The organism is Embleya sp. NPDC020630 (genome assembly GCF_044334985.1).
Taxonomy (GTDB): domain Bacteria; phylum Actinomycetota; class Actinomycetes; order Streptomycetales; family Streptomycetaceae; genus Embleya.
In genome coordinates this window covers 23747-40293 of sequence record NZ_JBIRUB010000019.1, presented here as the reverse complement: position 1 = coordinate 40293, position 16547 = coordinate 23747, and the positions used below count along the sequence as shown (strand labels likewise).

Annotated in this window: 18 protein-coding genes and 1 pseudogene; 13 read left to right on the top strand and 6 right to left on the bottom strand. The window is 70.1% G+C overall.

Annotated elements, in window-relative coordinates; all coding sequences use genetic code 11:
• Positions 1–123 precede the first annotated feature (123 nt).
• From ACH4XV_RS38740 to ACH4XV_RS38720, 5 genes are all read left to right on the top strand, one after another.
• Positions 124–339 (top strand): linaridin-like RiPP, encoded by a 216-nt coding sequence (locus ACH4XV_RS38740; RefSeq protein ID WP_380029518.1) that lies wholly within the window; start codon positions 124–126, stop codon positions 337–339.
• Between the two features lie 161 nt (positions 340–500).
• The gene (locus ACH4XV_RS38735) at positions 501–1436 is read left to right on the top strand and encodes a hypothetical protein (protein ID WP_395797631.1); all 936 of its coding nucleotides are present in this window, start codon (positions 501–503) and stop codon (positions 1434–1436) included.
• A 30-nt stretch (positions 1437–1466) separates the two neighbouring features.
• The gene (locus ACH4XV_RS38730; RefSeq protein ID WP_395797629.1) at positions 1467–2222 is read left to right on the top strand and encodes a class I SAM-dependent methyltransferase; all 756 of its coding nucleotides are present in this window, start codon (positions 1467–1469) and stop codon (positions 2220–2222) included.
• Complete coding sequence (locus ACH4XV_RS38725; protein WP_395797627.1) at positions 2219–4000, top strand: ABC transporter ATP-binding protein; 1782 nt, start codon at positions 2219–2221, stop codon at positions 3998–4000. The genes ACH4XV_RS38730 and ACH4XV_RS38725 overlap by 4 nt, the downstream gene beginning before the upstream one ends.
• Positions 3997–5460, top strand: a complete 1464-nt coding sequence (locus ACH4XV_RS38720) for a phytoene desaturase family protein (RefSeq protein WP_395797625.1) — start codon at positions 3997–3999, stop codon at positions 5458–5460. The genes ACH4XV_RS38725 and ACH4XV_RS38720 overlap by 4 nt, the downstream gene beginning before the upstream one ends.
• On the opposite strand, the gene ACH4XV_RS38715 is transcribed toward ACH4XV_RS38720, so the two are convergent.
• On the bottom strand, positions 5411–5734 hold the full coding sequence (locus ACH4XV_RS38715) for a GNAT family N-acetyltransferase (RefSeq protein ID WP_395797623.1): 324 nt from the start codon (positions 5732–5734) through the stop codon (positions 5411–5413). The genes ACH4XV_RS38720 and ACH4XV_RS38715 overlap by 50 nt on opposite strands.
• Positions 5731–6159: a protein-L-isoaspartate O-methyltransferase gene (locus ACH4XV_RS38710; protein ID WP_395797621.1), complete on the bottom strand. Its 429-nt coding sequence runs from the start codon at positions 6157–6159 to the stop codon at positions 5731–5733. The genes ACH4XV_RS38715 and ACH4XV_RS38710 overlap by 4 nt, the downstream gene beginning before the upstream one ends.
• Positions 6160–6433: 274 nt before the next feature.
• Here ACH4XV_RS38710 and ACH4XV_RS38705 point away from each other — a divergent pair, with 274 nt between their 5' ends.
• Both ACH4XV_RS38705 and ACH4XV_RS38700 read left to right on the top strand, forming a co-directional pair.
• A complete protein-coding gene (locus ACH4XV_RS38705) occupies positions 6434–6697 on the top strand; it encodes a hypothetical protein (protein WP_395797619.1) in 264 nt (87 codons plus the stop codon).
• A complete protein-coding gene (locus ACH4XV_RS38700) occupies positions 6694–7347 on the top strand; it encodes a protein kinase (RefSeq protein ID WP_395797617.1) in 654 nt (217 codons plus the stop codon). Before ACH4XV_RS38705 ends, ACH4XV_RS38700 begins: the two co-directional genes overlap by 4 nt.
• 76 nt (positions 7348–7423) lie before the next feature.
• On the opposite strand, the pseudogene ACH4XV_RS38695 reads toward ACH4XV_RS38700, so the two are convergent.
• A pseudogene (locus ACH4XV_RS38695) lies at positions 7424–7558 on the bottom strand (hypothetical protein); the annotation flags it as partial.
• A 171-nt stretch (positions 7559–7729) separates the two neighbouring features.
• On the opposite strand from ACH4XV_RS38695, the gene ACH4XV_RS38690 reads away from it, so the two are divergent.
• Positions 7730–7918 (top strand): hypothetical protein, encoded by a 189-nt coding sequence (locus tag ACH4XV_RS38690; RefSeq protein ID WP_395797615.1) that lies wholly within the window; start codon positions 7730–7732, stop codon positions 7916–7918.
• Positions 7919–8726: 808 nt separating this feature from the next.
• Positions 8727–9218, top strand: a complete 492-nt coding sequence (locus ACH4XV_RS38685; RefSeq protein ID WP_395797613.1) for a hypothetical protein — start codon at positions 8727–8729, stop codon at positions 9216–9218.
• A 611-nt stretch (positions 9219–9829) separates the two neighbouring features.
• On the opposite strand, the gene ACH4XV_RS38680 is transcribed toward ACH4XV_RS38685, so the two are convergent.
• On the bottom strand, positions 9830–10369 hold the full coding sequence (locus ACH4XV_RS38680; protein ID WP_395797804.1) for an AAA family ATPase: 540 nt from the start codon (positions 10367–10369) through the stop codon (positions 9830–9832).
• A gap of 398 nt (positions 10370–10767) precedes the next feature.
• Positions 10768–10965, bottom strand: coding sequence for a helix-turn-helix domain-containing protein (locus ACH4XV_RS38675; RefSeq protein ID WP_395797611.1), 198 nt, complete (start codon positions 10963–10965; stop codon positions 10768–10770).
• 327 nt (positions 10966–11292) lie between these two features.
• Here ACH4XV_RS38675 and ACH4XV_RS38670 point away from each other — a divergent pair, with 327 nt between their 5' ends.
• From ACH4XV_RS38670 to ACH4XV_RS38660, 3 genes are all read left to right on the top strand, one after another.
• The gene (locus ACH4XV_RS38670; RefSeq protein WP_395797609.1) at positions 11293–11529 is read left to right on the top strand and encodes a DUF397 domain-containing protein; all 237 of its coding nucleotides are present in this window, start codon (positions 11293–11295) and stop codon (positions 11527–11529) included.
• 269 nt (positions 11530–11798) lie between these two features.
• Positions 11799–12572: a DUF5753 domain-containing protein gene (locus ACH4XV_RS38665; RefSeq protein WP_395797607.1), complete on the top strand. Its 774-nt coding sequence runs from the start codon at positions 11799–11801 to the stop codon at positions 12570–12572.
• Positions 12573–12754: 182 nt separating this feature from the next.
• Positions 12755–13123 (top strand): hypothetical protein, encoded by a 369-nt coding sequence (locus ACH4XV_RS38660; protein WP_395797605.1) that lies wholly within the window; start codon positions 12755–12757, stop codon positions 13121–13123.
• A 40-nt stretch (positions 13124–13163) separates the two neighbouring features.
• On the opposite strand, the gene ACH4XV_RS38655 is transcribed toward ACH4XV_RS38660, so the two are convergent.
• Positions 13164–13373 carry a hypothetical protein gene (locus ACH4XV_RS38655; protein WP_395797603.1) on the bottom strand — a complete coding sequence of 70 codons (210 nt, stop codon included), beginning with the start codon at positions 13371–13373 and terminating at the stop codon, positions 13164–13166.
• Between the two features lie 1010 nt (positions 13374–14383).
• On the opposite strand from ACH4XV_RS38655, the gene ACH4XV_RS38650 reads away from it, so the two are divergent.
• Positions 14384–15952: an RICIN domain-containing protein gene (locus tag ACH4XV_RS38650; RefSeq protein ID WP_395797601.1), complete on the top strand. Its 1569-nt coding sequence runs from the start codon at positions 14384–14386 to the stop codon at positions 15950–15952.
• Positions 15953–16547: the final 595 nt, after the last annotated feature.

The window sequence follows — 16547 nt, the reverse complement described above, 5'->3', positions numbered from 1 at the left end:
CGCGTGAGGACGGAATCCCCAGCCGAAGCGGGCGCCTGACGCGCCGCTGGGGAGTGGTCGACGTCATGTCCAAGCACCATCAAGGAGATCCGTCACCGGATCCACAAGAAAGGTATGGATCGAATGTCTCTCGTCACCGAGTTCGCGAACGAACGCCTGATCGAGGTGTCGCCGGGGCTGCTCACGGCGGCCGATGTCGCCACGGGGCTCGAGTCCCCTGCCGACCCCGTGATGGCCACCTTCCTGACCGTCACCTGCCCCGAGGTGGTCGCCCTCGTCGGCGCCGCGACCGGGGCGCTGGCGGCGAACGTCTACAACTATGTCTCCCGCAACGGCTGACACCCGGCCGACGGCCTGAACACAGCCGGTCCGGCATTCGGGACCGCCGACGCCGACGCGCGTGCGCGTCGGCGTCGGCGGTACCCGCCCTTGTACCGGACATGCGCACGTGCCGTACCCGTGCCCGACCGTTGCCCACTACGAGACCGAAAGGAGAACCCGTGCTCCGTCGTCTGGCCCGGAGGGCCGCGTCCCTTACCCCGCCGAACCCCACCGTCACCGCGCGCCGACTCGCCTCCGCCGGGACACTCATCGCCGCGCTGGAGACGCTCAGCCGGCACGAACGTTTCGCGAAGGGTGATCTACTGGGGAGTCAGGTCGACGCCTTGGAACCGGAGTTCGCCACGCGGTTCCCCGGACTGCATCGTGCGCTGGCGTCGACGGCGTTCCCGTACGCCCTTTTCGGCGCGCAGGCCGCGATATCCGCGGCCACCCTGATCTGGCCGAGAAACCGTGCGCTCCGCGTCGTGGGCGGCGCCACGCTGGCCGCCCTGCAGAGCGTGCAGGCCCAGGTCATCCCCTTCGGCCGGGACGGTGCCGACCAGTTGCAGATGGTCATCAATGTCACCATGGCCTCCACCGGGCTGATCGCCGACCGCGCACGGGCCGACGACCTCGCGATGCGCACCCTCGCGCTGGAGACCACGATCTCCTACGTGTCCTCGGGACTGGTGAAACTCGTCTCCCCGGTCTGGCTGAAGGGGGAGGCCGTGGCGGGAGTGATCCGCACCAAGAACTACGGAGACCCCCGTGCGCACAAGGTCCTGTCCCGCTACCCGACGCTCGCCAAGGCACTGTGCTGGGGCACGATCGCCATCGAGTGCGGGTTCCCCCTCATCTATGTCCTCCCCAAGCCTGCGGCCCGCGTCTACCTCGGCACGATGACGGCGTTCCACATCGGCATCGGCGAATTCATGGGGCTCAACCGCTTCGTCCTCGCGTTCGGCGCCACACACCCGGCAATTCACTACGTGCTGACCCGGCGTAGGTGCGAACTGACCGTCGCACCGCGGCCGGTGGCGCGTCCAGACGCGCCGGCCCGGCGCACCGTATCCCGGCCCACAACGCCTCGGCCCGTCGCGGCACCCGTCGCCTGAACCGCGACCCATCACGGAAACGGAGAACTCATGACGATCGCGGAAAACGGCTACGGCAGGCAGTTCGGCGCCTGGTACGATCGCATGTTCCAAGACGAAGCCGCGACCCGGACCACCGTCACCGCCCTGGCTTCGCTGCACCCCGAACCCGACTGGGGCACACTGGAATTGGGCGTCGGCACCGGCCGCATCGCGCTGCCGCTGTCGCACCGCGTCGGCCCGATCACCGGCGTGGACTCCTCGCCCGAGATGTTGGCAGTGCTGGAGAAGAAGCCAGACGAGGGAGTGGTGACCGCCGTACTCGGCGACATCCGCACCTATGCCGACGATCGGCAATATGGCCTCGTCTACTGCGTCTGCGCCACCCTCGCCCTGATCCTCGACCCCGACGGACAGCGGGAAGTCATCGCGCGCGCGGCGGCGCGATTGCGGCCCGGCGGCAGGCTGTTGGTCGAGACGCACAACCGTCCCGGTGTCGAGGCACTCCACCAGGGGCAGGCACGCACGACGATATTCATGCCGTACCCCGACCCGGACACCGGCGTCCAGTTGAACGCCACACTCCTCGCCGGGAACCGCATCTGGCAGGTGTCCACCATCCTCTTCGAGGCCGACGGCACCCACCGCATCGGCACCGAGATCGCGCACCTGCTCACGCCCGGCGAAGTGGACGCCTACGCTGAAAGCGCCGGGCTGCGGCCCGACGGGCACTTCGGCGACTGGCGGCTGCACGACTACGCCCCCGAGGGCGGGGTCTTCGTCGCCTCCTACACCAAGCCGGCATGAACCTCCGCGAGACGGTGCGCCGGCACCGCGTTCTGTTGCTCGCGGGCCTGGTCATGAGCCTCGTCGGCGCCGCGGCGAAGCTCGCCCAGCCGTGGATGTTGGGCCGCCTGATCAAGGCCGTCGCCCTCGACGCGTCGCTCGTCGGGCCTATCACGCTGATCGTGTTGTTCTTCGTCGCGGATGCCACCCTCGCCGCGGGACAGGCCTACGCGATCGGCCGCGCCGGGGAGAACATCGTCTACGACGCCCGACGCGACCTCGGCGGTCGCCTGTTGCGCAGCCGAATCCCGGACTTCTCCCGTCTGGAGCACGGCGACGTCTTCGCGCGGGTCGTGTCCGACACGTCCATCGCGTGCCTGGTCGTCGCCCAGTCGACGACCCAACTGGTCACCTCGGTCTTCATGCTGGTCGGCGGCATCGTCCTGATGGCCCGGATCGACTGGCAACTGCTGCTCGTCACCGTCGGCTGCCTCGGCATGGCCGCCGGTTGCGCGCTGCTGCTCGCCCGCCGGCTGCGCATCGCCGCGCTCCAAAGCCGCGAGTCCGTGGGGGCGTTCGGCTCCGGGCTGCAACGGGTGCTGGGCGCGCTCACCACGGTCAAGGCGTCGCGCGCCGAGCAGCGGGAGACCGAGGAACTCGCCCGCCTCGCGGATGGTGCGCGGCGCAGCGGGATCCGCGTCGCCGGTTTCGGCTCCTTGCTCGCCCCGGCGATGAACATCGGTACCCAGCTCACCCTCGCCTCCGTCATGTGCTGGGGCATGGCTCGCGTGGCCACGGGCTCGCTACCCGCCGCGGACCTGACCGCCTTCGTGACGTACCTGTTCTATCTGGTAACACCGTTGGTCCTGCTGTTCCTGTCGATCGGCCAGATCCAGCAGGGGCGCGCGGCGATCCAACGCGTGGGGGAACTGGGCACGATCCCGCAGGAGGAACACGAGGAGGAGCCGCGGCACGAGTGGGTCGAACCGCGCGGAGGCGGCGAGACGTCCGCGCGGCGATGGACGGGTGATCCCGCTGGTGGGCCGTCGGAGTCGGCATCCGCGGTCGAGTTCGACCGGGTCCGTTTCGCGTACCACGCCGACGCTCCCGTGCTGCGGGGCGTGTCCTTCACCGCGCCGCGTCGCGGACTGACCGCGATCGTCGGCGGCTCCGGTGCCGGGAAGACGACCCTGTTCCAGCTCGTCGAGCGCTTCCATCGGCCCGATGCGGGCACCATCCGCGTCGCGGGCCGCGACATCGCCGCCTGCCCGCTCGCCGAACTGCGCTCCCGGGTCGGCTACGTCGAACAGGACGCGCCGCTGCTTCGCGGCACGATCCGAGACAACCTGACGTACGCGAACCCGGACCCCGAACCAGCCGAGATCCACCGCGCGTTGCGGCTGGCCGGGCTGGACGGCTTCGTCGCGGACCTTCCCCACGGGCTCGACACCGAACTCGGCGAGCGCGGCGCCGGGTTGTCCGGCGGCCAGCGGCAACGGCTCGCCATCGCACGTACGCTGGTGCAGCGACCGGAGGTGCTCCTGCTGGATGAAGCAACCGCACATCTCGACAGCGACACCGAGGCTGCCCTGCGGGACACCATGACCGAAGTCGCGCGGGAATGCGCGGTGTTGGCCATCGCACACCGACTGTCCACGATCGTGCGCGCCGACCGCATCATCGTGCTGGAGGACGGCGGAGTGCGGGCCGTCGGCACGCATCGGGAGTTGCTCGTGTCCGACGAGGTCTACCGGCGGCTTGCCGAAGGGCAGTTCGCTACGCTGGAGGCGCCGGCATGACCCGCCCGGACGTCGCCGTCGTCGGCAGCGGCCCCAACGGCCTCGCCGCCGCCATCACGATGGCCCGAGCCGGGCTCACCGTTCACGTCCACGAACAGGCCGACACCATCGGTGGCGGCCTGCGCGGCGAGGCGCTCTTCGACCCGGCGATCCGGCACGACCTTTGCGCGGCCGTGCACCCCATGGCGGCGGCCTCGCCCTTCTTCCGCGAGTTCGACCTCGTGTCGCGCGGCGTCGCGCTGACAGCGCCCGCGATCTCGTACGCGCACCCCCTCGACGGGGGTGCCGCCGCCCTCGCCCACCGCGACCTCGACCTCACCTGCGACGGACTCGGCCCGGACGGGCCGCGCTGGCGACGGCTGATGGAACCGCTGATCCGACGCGGCTCGGGGGTCACCGATCTTCTCCTGTCCGATCTGCGCTCCCTGCCACCGGACCTCATCGCCCCCACGCTGCTCGGCCCGCGCGTGCTCGGGCACTTCACGCGCGTGAACGGCCTGCGGACCGAACCGGCCCGAGCGCTGCTCACCGGCGTCGGGGCCCACGCCGTCGGCCGACTGCCCAGCCTGCCCGCAGGAACTGTCGCGCTGTTGCTGGGGCACCTGGCCCACACGACCGGCTGGCCGGTGCCGCGCGGAGGCAGCGCCCGCATCGCCGAAGCCCTGACCGACGACCTGCGGGCGCACGGCGGCACCGTGTTCACCGGGCACCGGGTCACCGACCTCGCGGAACTCGACGCCCGCGTCGTGCTGCTCGACACCACACCGCACGGACTCCTCGCGCTGGCCGGGGACCGCCTCCCGCGGCGCCGCCGCCGGGCGTTGGAGCGCTTCCGGTACGGACCGGGCGCCGCGAAGGCAGACTTCCTCGTCGGTGAGCCGATCCCCTGGACCCATCCCGACGTCGGCCGCGCTGGGACCGTCCACCTGGGCGGAACGCGCGGCGAGATCCTCGCGACCGAGAACGCGGCGGCCCTGGGACGGGCGGCCCCGGAACCGTTCGTGCTCGTTGTCGATCCGGCCGTGACGGACCCCGACCGCGCGGTAGCGGGTCGCCGCCCGGTGTGGGCGTACGCTCACGTGCCGAATGGGGACGTACGCGACCCGGTCGCGCTGATCACCCACCGGATCGAGCGGTATGCGCCCGGGTTCGCGGACACGGTGATCGCGGCGCGGGGTATGTCGGCGGCCGCATACGAGGCGTACAACCCGAACTACCCCGGCGGCGACATCGGGGCGGGCGCCGTGACGCTTGCGCAGTCACTGTTCCGGCCGGTGCCCGCGTGGCATCCGTACCGCACTCCCCTGCCCGGCGTGTACCTCTGCTCCGCTTCCACACCGCCCGGCCCGGGAGTGCACGGCATGTGCGGCCACTTGGCCGCCCGAGCCGCGCTGCGGCGCGAGTTCGGCATCACCTCCACTCCTGGCCTCGCGCCCGCCGCAGGACGGCACGGGGGGTAGTCGGCGGGTCCGAGTCAAGCTCGACCACGCCGGCGCAGGTGCAGCGGTCGGAGACGGGCGCAACGGCGGCCCAACCGAGTACGTGGTCGTCCCGGTCGACGGCGACCAGGCGGTGTTCGCGCAGTCGGGTCGTGTCGAACGCCTGCCAGGTGGGGGCGGTGGTCTCGAAGGTGGCGTCGCCCCCGTCGATGCCGAACCGGCAGATCGCCAGGACCGGGTCGGCGTGTTCGGGGCGCATCGCCGTGACGTGCGCGCCCGTCGCGGTGCCGGTCATGCCGCCTCGATGGCGAGTCCGGCGAGCAGGGCGCGGACGCGTCGTTCGATCTCGGAGGTGGCGATCACACGGTCGTACGGGGCGGTGTCCGGGTGGCCGAGGGCGCCGTCGCCGTGGACGACGGTGGTGGTGTCGGTGAAGCCGGCCCCGGCCAGGGTGGCGCGGGCGTTCGCGGCGAGGGTCGGGGTGGCTTCCATGGTGGTGACGTGGCCGGTGGGGCCGACGCGGTGTGCGAGCAGGGCGGCGTTCCAGCCGGTACCGGTGCCCAACTCCAGGACCGTTGGCCGGTTCGACGTCGAGGGCGTCGAGCATGCCCCCACCACCGACGGGCGGCCCGCAGTGATCTCGGTGATCGCCGCGTCGTACGGGCCCGCGTACAGCAACCGCGCCCAGGCGCTCGGGTCGGCGTCACGATCGACGGGCACGTACGCGTTGGATGTGCGTCGAGGTCGGGGTCGGGGTTCGTCACGGCTTCGGCTTCCGGTGCCGGCCGTCCGGTTCCGGCTCCTCCGGGACCTCACCGTCCTTGTTCCCCGGCGGCGGCCTGCCTTTCGAAGGGTCCGGATCCGGCTTGTTGTGCTGACCCACGTCCCGCCCCTTTCCCGTCGGTGTGCGGTGCGGGCCGGGGCCGGTATCCGCACGCACACCGAACGAGGCAGTGTCGCGACGTCCTGTGAGGGAGACCGGGTGCACGAGGGCATGAGCGTCGGGGACCGCTACCGGGTGGAACACCTGCTGGGTCAAGGGGGTTTGGGAGAGGTCTGGGAGGCGGTGGACCTCGGGCTCGACCGGCGGGTGGCGATCAAGTTCGTCACCAGTGTCGTGCAATACCCGCACGCGGCCCGGCGGTTCGCCCGCGAGGCCCGGACCCTGGCCTCGCTCCACCCACGGGCGGCGTCGTCACCGTCCAAGAGGCCGGCACGATCGACCGCCAGGGCCGGCCGCTGCCCTACCTCGTCGTGAAGAAACTCCACGGCGCAACGTGGGAGACCGCTCCCGTGGACTCGATCCTCGACACCGGCGCCCGGGTGGCGGACGCGCTCGCCCACGTCCACGAGGCGTGGATCCTGCACCGCGACGTCAAACCCGCGAACAGCATGATCTGCGCGGACGGACGCGTGGTGCTGATGGACTTCTGCAACGCCCGCAACGACGCCTCCGACACCCGCACCGTCACCGCCCCGGGAATGGCGTTCGGCACCCCCGCCTACATGGCCCCTGAGCAGATCCAGGGACAGCCCGCATCATCCGCCGCGGACCTGTACGCCCTCGGCCTGGTCCTGGTCGAGAAGCTCACCGGCCACCGCCTGCCCGCCGATCAACTCACCACACAGGTCCGAATCGCCGTCCCCGCGCACGTGCGTGCCCTGCTCGCACGCATGACCGCCCCCCGCGTGGGCGCAGCACTGGTTCCCGCGTCAGGGGCTCTGCTCCACCGGTGCCATCGGCTCGGCCGCGCGGGCGTCGAACCGCTCGCGCGCGGCCACGATTTGAGCAGCATCCGGCCGGCGCGGACAGCAGCACGCGGTCCGACCAGGACAGCTGCGGCTTCGGCATCGCCCGGCGCAACACCGCCACGTTCGCGTCGTTGCTGGTGCAGCGCCGGCCCTTGAAGCCGCCGCAGGTCGGGCTCGCGGGGTTGTAGGAGTGGGTGAGTTGCGCGCCGGTGCCGCCGGTGGTGGCGTCGGTGACGGCGAGGGTGTTGCCGGACGTGTCGTAGGAGTAGGAGGTCTTGTTGCCGTTCGGGTCGGTCAGGCCGGCGGGCAGTTGGGCGCCCGCGTAGGTCTGGTAGCCGGTGAGCGAGGCGGTGGCGCCGGTTGGCATCTGCACCGAGGTCAGGTTCCCGGAGGGGTCCCTTGCACCACCGACTGACGGGCGAGGGCGAGCGGCCGATACGGGCACCGCCGTTCGGTCGGACGTGTCGTGTGCATCGTTCGGGGGGCGGCCTCCACGGTGGTGACGTGGTCGGTGGGGCCGACACGATGGAGAACCGTCTTGTACGAGGAGAGTGGCGAGTGGCGGGTGTACGACTGCGGCATGGTCGAGTTCCTGTGCCGCCTCCTCCTCGTCGATCGGGAGAACCCCCTCGACGTCCCCCCGATCCTCAAGGGCGTGTCCCGGCCGAGAGCCCGACACTGGCGAACCCTCCTCGCCGAAGCCCTCTCCGACCACCCCACACCCTGAAACCCCGTCGCCGTGCCCGCACCCGTCGGACCGATCGCGATGTCGTCCGACAGGCGAGTTCCGTCCGACGAAACGGTCGCCGCCGCACGCTGCGGATCGGCCGGGTGCGTGCGGGCTCGTCGCGAGCATCAAGTGGGGTGTCGCGCACCGCACGGACCGATCGTCCCGGCACCTCCCCCGCCACCGATGACGGCGTCCCACACATCGTCTTCCTCCTTCGGCGGGTCACGCAGGCGGTACGGGCGGACCGGGCGGGGTGTGGCTTGGCCCGCTGTTCGGTGCGGGCGGTCCGGGAGGTGGGCCCGGTGAGCGGGGCGGCGTCGCGCATGCTCTCAAGGTGGTGATCCTGTCGGCGATCGTCCCGGGTCCGCGGACCGTGTACGCCGTGACGGATGCGGCCGTTCCCGGGGACAGATCCGGGGCCAGGCGGGGAACATGGCCTCCTCGACGTAGTACATCGAGCGGCTGTGTGGGGTCTGCCGTCGCGCGGGCGCATGCCCAGGCGCACCGTCCCGGCGTCGGGCGCCGCCCCGGGCGCACGGACGCCGGGGTTGTACTCACCTGGGCCATCCGTCGATACGGCGGGCGCCGCCGCGTTCCGCGATCCGCCCGACTCGGCAAACAGCCCCGTCGGCCGCAGCGTCGCACGGAGCACCCGGTCGAATTCCCGCAGGGTTTTCGAAGTTCCCTTCATCGCGGTAGCCGGATGGCGTCGGTGCGTAACGCTAGGGTCGTGGAACTCGACGACCGCAGGAGGATTTCCGTGTTCACGTCGTTCCCACCCCCGGTGCGCGGTACGGTGCTCGCCGTGACGGTATCCGTCGTGTTCGCCGTCTCCTGCGACACCTCGAACGGCGGATCGCAGGAGGCGGCCGCGGCGAGTGCGCCGGCGAGCGTGCCCGTGCCATCGCACATGCTCGGCACCGACTCGCCCACCCCCGCTCGTACTTCGGCGTCCGCCGGTGCGTCGAGCGCGCCGTCGGCCGCGGTACCGAAAGTGAAGGTACGGGACGCGTTCGCCGGGCTCCAGGCAACCCTGAAAGAAGCCTGCACCCCGAGCAACTGCGCCTACTTCCTCGGGCGGGTCCACGACGAACTGCACCGCCTGGACCGTGCGATGAAGACGGATCCGAAAGGCGCCGGCCACTTCCCCGAACCGATAGCCCTGATCAAGGCACTCGACACCGAACTCCGCGGCGACCGATCCTTCGAAAACCTGAAGAAGCACCAGACCACGCTGCTCCACACCCGGGACCGGATCAACACCTGGATGCAGGGCCACCCCGACGACTACCGCTGACACACCACCACCCACCCACGAGTCGACACCTCACCCGGGCGCGGATGAACGAAACGGGCGGCGGCACGTGACTCGTGGGGGTACTCGGCGAGGATCACCTCCCGTCCTCGTGTTCCCGGGACGAGAACACCAGGTGGAGCGGGCAGGGGGATGGCGGCAGTCCGCCGGGTGTCAGGGCGCGACCCATTGGCGCGGGCAGGGTTCACGTCGGGCCCGACGCCACCGGCGCGGGACCCCTGTTCCGGGCGTGCCGACGTCCGTCGGCACGACGTCACGAGTCGCACGTCGATGCACCTGTGTTCGAATTCCCGGCCACGCGGCCCGCGATGCGCAGTCAGCTGGGGAGCCGCATCCCACGTCGCCCCTCCGGCGCGAAGGTCACCTGGAACAGGCTTCGGCGAATGCGTCGACCCACGGTTTTTCCACCGGATCGCGGAGACTCGCGTCCGATGCCTGTGGCGCGCCTCGGCCGCGCGGCCACTTCCCCGAACGTGCCACCACCGATACGGCGTCCAGGTGGTGGCGTTGCGGAAGGTGATCGACCGACGGCATCCCCGTCGAGCACAGGATGTTCCCGGCGGCGGGGATCGTCGAGCCCCGAGCGCTCCGCGTCAGAGATCGTGCGACGACAGCCCGGCCAGGCCCGTGTCGCGCAGGATGAATTCGATCGTCTCCTTCAGGGGACTGTCGGCACCGATGATCGTCTCGCCTCCACCGGGCAGCAGATCGCGTTCGCGATACCAATCACGCAGGTCCCGCGCGGTGACGTGTGCCAGGTACTCCGGATCCGGCTTCGTCGCGTGACGCTCCAACGTCTCGGCCAAGGGAACGTCCAGGTAGTAGCACCGCGTGGTGCCGCGATGATCCCGGACCAGGTCTGCCAGCATCTTCCCGTACCGATCGGCGTACAGAATGCCCTCGACGACCACGTGGTAGCCGGCGTCGAGGGCGTATCGGGCCACCGTGGAGATCAGGCCGATGTTGGCAGCGCCCGGACGATCCCGCTCGCGCAGTACGACGCGGCGAAGGTTGTCCTGCCCGACCAGGGCCAGCCCCCGGCCGAATCGGTCACGAATCCCGGCCGCCACCGACGACTTGCCCGACGCCGAGTTTCCCCGAAGCACGATCAGGCGGCCCTCCTCACGTCCCACACTCACCCCGGGACTCTACCGACGACCGCAGAGTCCACGGACCGCCGTTCGTCCGCAATCGGTGGGTTTCCCGTACACAAGCCCGGATCCCGAAGCGGCTCACGAACCACGAGTGGCGAGACAACGACGCGTCACTCCCCGCCTCCGTGGGACGCGTACCCGGCTCCTGCGCACGCCGGACATCCGAGGGACGGTCGCTGTTCGAATATGCCGTCGGTCGATCTGCGGAACCCGATCCCGACCTTCGCGGTGTCCTGTCCGGCGCGATACTCGGCAACGACCTCCTCGTGCCGTGCCGGGATGCCTCTCGGGCGCCGTGCAGGGCTGGTGATCGGGCCCGGTCGAGAAGGGGAAGGCGACGCGCCGGCCCTACGTCGCCGCGTGGGCGTTGCGCAGGCTCAGGGATTGCGGAAGAACGCGCCGACATCGACGCCGAGAGCGTCGGCAATGGCGAACAGGTTGTCCAGGGACACGTTTCGGCGGCCGTTCTCGATGGCTCCGTAGAACGGGCGGCTCAGGCCCGCGGCCTCGGCGATCGTCGCCTGCGAGACGCCCGATTCCTTACGAAGCCCGCGAATTCGCCTGCCCACCGCCACGCGGCGGGAGGCAACCGACGACTCTCGTTCCGGCTCGGACGCCGCCGGAGCGTATCCCACCAGCGGACGGGCGTGCACCGAGCCCTGATGGGGCGTTGGGGTGGGCTGTGGCGGCAGGAGTCATCGAGCGGCGGGCGCTGCAGTGCGTCCGCGATCTTGCCGACGTCCTTGGTATCGACCCACCACTCGTTCGAGGGACTTCGCGACCTCGTTTGGCCGGCTAGCATGAGGAATCGGCTCGTGCAAATGCATATGGCATTGCACGGGAAGCCGTGCTGTCGTGTACGGGCATGCGGATGTCGGGCGGGTGGGAAAGCGGTGGTCAACGTGCGGGAAGGTACGAACGGCGCACCGGCGGGAACGTTGGGCGTCTCCGAGTGGGTGCGGAGCGCGGCGAGTTCGGCCACGGGGCAGTGCGTGGAGCTGGGCGTGACGTCGGAGGGGGCGGTCGCGGTGCGCAATTCGCGGGATCCGCACGGGCCGGCGCTGGTGTACACGAAGACCGAGATCGCGATGTTCGTCGCCGGCGCCAAGGCCGGGGAATTCGACGTCCTGATCGAATAGTTCACGCAAAGAACGCGGTGTGATGATGCGATCGGCGGACGGGGGTGTGCGCCTGCGGAATACTGACGCGCATCCCCCTTTTTTCTTCTTCCTTCGTTCGTGTGGAGTCGCCGCGTGACGTTGTCCTCCGACGCCGTCGGGAACTTATCCTCCGATCGCGCCCCGCAGTCGGTGCCCGATCGGCCGTCGGCCGCGATGAAGGTCCTCGGATCGATGCTGCGGGACTTGCGCACGGAGCGGGGCGTGGGCTGCAGACCGCCGCCGAGGTGGTGCGCGGGTCCCGGTCGAAGATCTCCCGCCTGGAACGCGGCGAGAGCCCGCCCAAACACCACGACGTCATGGACCTGTTGCACGCCTACGGCGTACGCGAGCCCGCGACACTGGCCACCGTCGAGGATCTGCTGCGCAAAACCGACGAGAAACCCTGGTGGCATCGCTACGCCGACGTCACCCCCGGCTGGCTGCGCCGGTTGATCAGCCTGGAGGAGTCCGCGACACGGATCAGCACCTGGGAGGTCCACGTCGTCCCCGGCCTGCTCCAGACCCCCGACTACGCCCGCGCCGTCATCGCCGGCGGCCTGCCCGACGCCGAACCCCACGAGATCGACCAACGCGTCGCGCTGCGCCGGGGACGCCAGGAGGTCCTGGGCAACGGGCAGCGCACCGAGATGCTGATCGCGCTGATGGACGAGAGCGTGTTGAAACGTCCGGTGGGCGGGGCGCGGGTGATGGCCGATCAGATGAGGTTCCTGCTCGAGGCGATCGAACGCCGGTGGGTGCAGGTGCGGATCGTGCGGTTCGCCAGCGCGACGGACCTGACGCCGCCGTCGTCGATGACGCTGCTGCGCTTTCCCCACGGGGGCCCGCAGGAGATGGTGTATCTCGAACACGTCGAGGCCGCCACGTACATCAGCCGCGCCCGCGATGTGGAGCGCTACCGCGCGCTCCTGGAACGGCTCTACCTGGCCGCGGAGTCCCGCACCAGCAGCAAGGAGACGATCGTCGCCGCCCATCACCGCTACCGCGCGCAGGCACAGACATGAGTATCCGGTCGGGCCCGCGCACACGTCCGGGTTGGTGCGCCGTTCCCGCGGATCCCCTGCGTACCGATCCTTCCAGGTCGACCACGCCGGGGGCAGCCGCGTGATGATGGGGGGCGGCACGCCGTGGCGAGTGACCTCGGTGGGACAGTACGCGGATGCGTGTTCGATACTTTGCGTCCGTCGTGCTCGTCGTGGCACTGGCGACCGGCTGCACATCGGGGGAAGACATGAAGGATCCGGCCGGTTCGACTCCAGAACCGGGCGCGGCCGGCTGGCCGACGCCGTCGGGGGGTTCAACGCCTTCCGGAAAACCGAAGACCCTGGTGATGCCGAACGGCGATGCCGTGACCGCGCCACCGGCGCAGTTCGCGGAGATGCCGGTGCTGGTGACGTTCGTCGGGGGTCCGGCGAACGGCCGGACCGAGAGCCTTCCCCTGAGTCGTCTCAAGGAGACGATCGTCGTCGACGGTGTGGCCTACAGGACGCGGCCGGGAATTCCGCCCGAGGTCGACCCGGACCGAGGGGCCCAGGTGTTCCGCCCCGTCGGGTGAGCCCGACAGTCGCCGATCCACCCGCCGGGCAACGGCCGGTTCACGGTCGCGGGCATTCGCCCTGCGGATCAAAGCAGGCGAGGCCGTGTTCCCGGGCCGGGTCGGCGGCGTACTCGGACGCTTCCTCGGCCCTGCCATACGACATGAGCAGGGACACGATCGATCCCGATGCCTCGTCGACGACAGGTGCCGACGCCTCCACGACGTTGCCGTCGACGTCGTCGGGGTACCGCGCGACGAGGGTGTCCACGTGCGCCAGGATGCTCGGCGCCACAGGCACGACGCCACAGGCACGACGACATCGTCCGACTCCGAGTGGCGCTCGTAGAGTTCGTCGTACATCGCGCCGGCTCGATCGTCGTCAGGGAGACGGTCGCCCGTCTCCCACGGCAGGGTCGTAGCTCATCGGCACATCGTTGCAGACGGTTGCGTCGACGCCGAGCGTTGTCGACGGCGAGTACTGTGCCGCCGACGCACGACGGCTGTGCCTCGACGAAGTCTCGACCACGCCGCCCCGTACCCGCGAGGTGCGGGAGGCACAGCGTCTGTGCGAGGCCCATCACCCGCAACGGCGTGGTGGGTGGCCGTGATGGGGGTTCAGGGGATGCGGGCGACGCTGGGAGTTTTCGTGTCGATCGGGGGCGGGCCGGAATCGTTGTCCTGGTCCATGGTGTCCCCTCGACGTCCGCGCCACTCCCCCGCCAAGGTGACACGCCCCCATGCTAGGGAACCGGGCATCGGGCGGTGGGCAACTCCTGTGGGTGAACGAGGATTTCGGGGCCTGTTTGCGCGGCGCAGGCGCGGATTCGGGCGCGCGCGGGCGCGTGGCGGGGCACGCGGCGTCGCGTTCTCCGGGATATCGGCGCCCTCGATGCGGAGGTGGAACCGGGCCGCGCGGTGCGTGACGATCTTGCGTTCCATCCCGGCCCGCTCGTCGATCGCGGTGATCGTCAGACCCCATCGTGCAGGGTGCCTCGTGTCGAAGGCAACGATGTGGCTCACGCGTTCGAGCCGCTCGACGTCGACCCGTACCGCCATCGCTCCGCCGATAAAAATATCTCCTTTTCTCCTTAAACAGGGCAACTCACAGGATGGATGGTGACAAGCTGATTTGGCATCGTAACGCCAGGTATTTCAGGGCGACTTGCATACTGCTCGTGCGCCCGGAGTTTCGTTGCGTTCGTGACGGGCCGGCCCGGTTCCTCGCACGGCGGCGGCCCGTCTGGACAGGACCTCGAAGTGCCCCAGGGGAGGAACACCTTGCCCATCCGAATTCGGCTGCCACGCGGCTTCGCCGCCATAGGCACCGCCCTGCTCGCCACCCTGTTCGCCGCGGTCGCCGTTCCGCTGACGGCGTCGGACGCCGCGGCGGCGTCCCCCATCTGCCTGAGCGGCAAACTCCAGTACGACTACCAGTCGGCCGAAGCCGGCACGAACAAGCCCACGATGACCAAGCCGGTCCGCAACGCGAACGCCCAACTGTGGGGCAAGGAGAAGTCCACCGACGCCCCGCGCCAACTCACCCCCGACTACCAGTACACCGGCGTCGACGACGGCGGCTTCAACCTCTGCTACACCCCCACCTCCACCACTTCGATGAGCAGCATGTGGGTGCGATTCCGCACCGAGAGCACCAAGCTGTGGAAGGTCGGCGACACCACCGGCGCCCCCTACACCCTGGACTCACCCACCCAGGCCAACATCTCCGCCGGCGTCAACCTCGGCACCCTCAAGCCGACCGCCGGCACCGCGCGGGCCTGGCATGCCTTCGACACCGTCAACCTCCTGTGGTGGAAGCGCAACAACTCCGTCAGCGACTGCTGGTCCACCCACGAGGCGAACAACAACGCCTGCACCGAACTCAATATCCGATGGACCGCCGACTCGGTCGACGGTCCGTTCTACGACCTGGCCAACACCGTCCACCTCTCCGCCGCCGACCCCGACTCCGAGCACACCGTGCTCCACGAGGGCGGCCACTTCCTCCTGCATCGCCTGTACGACGGGTGGTGGCCGAACGTAACCGGCTGCAACCCGCACTACATCGACAAGGCCAGCTCCGGCACCTGCGCCTGGGTCGAGGGCTTCGCCGACTCCGCCGCCGCCTACCTCCTCGGGGACTACCGCTACGTGTGGCCCACCGGCGACAGCCGGAGCTTCACCTACTCCACCGGCTGGGACACCGGGGACCGGGTCCAGGGCAACGTGGACGGCTCGCTGCTCGACCTGTGGAACAACGTCGACGGCGGCTGGAACGGCACGATCAGCGTGCTGACCACGCACACCCCCTCGACATTCGCCGACTACTTCAAGGCCGTTCGGCCCACCGCCAACCCCCCGCTCGCCACCACCGGAAGCGCGCTGAACCGCCTGGCCGCCCACGCCATCAACTACGGTCCCACGATCGTGGGCGACGGCCGGACCCACGCCCTCACCAACGGCGGCGGCCTGGCCATGGAACGCGTCGGCCAGTGCGGTGCGTCCGGCAGCGCCCCCGCCAACCTCTACACCTACGATCCCACCAGCACCAGACAGCAGTGGACGCTGAGGGCGAACGCGAACGGCACGGCGAAACTCATCGACGGCTGCCCGGACGCACTCGTGCTGACCGCGCCCTACAACGCCGGCGAACAGGCCACCCTGCGGGCCGTCAACTCCTCCAACGCCTGGCAGGAATGGCAGGTCACCCAGAACAGCAGCGGGACCTTCACGATCACCAACCCGGCCAGCGGATTCACCCTCGACAGCGCCTCCGTCACCATCGGCGCCGCCGTCATCACCAAGCCGACCGCCAACACCACCACCCAGAACTGGGCCGCGCTCAACTGACAGCCGACAACACCCATGGCGCTCCTGCGGCCTCCGGCCGTCGGAGCGCCCCTCTTCGGTACGGCCCAACCCCGCGACCGGCGTGATCATCCGGACCGACACCGCCGCCCCGCCGGCGATACCCGCCATCCCTGCCCTGGACCACCGTCTTCGAGGAACGACTCCCTCGAAGAGCGCGGCATTCCAAAACTGCGCCTTCGCGAACTCACCGGCAGCAGCCTCCTCTTCTCCGAACACCTGCCGATCGGCGGCCGGCTCGAACTGCCCTACACCCCACCCGGCTCGCCCGCCAGGAACGGAACCACGAGGTCTGGGCGGTCGCGCGGCCTGGGTCGGTGCTACTCGGGCACGGGAGGGTGACCGGTTCCGGGGTGAACGGGGGCGTGTCTCGAGGCCCCGGAGGTGTCGCAGGCGGGGCCTATGCGCCGCTGTGGACGTTGAAGATCTCGACTCTCGAACCCGGACTCGGTCCGGGTGTATTCCTCCGGACCTGGTCACCCGCCTTCTCGAGCTCGGGCACCACGAGGTGGTGAAGACCTGGGCGGCGCGCGGGGAGTGGTTCTGCGCGCGCGAGCACGCACGGTTGCCGGCCGCG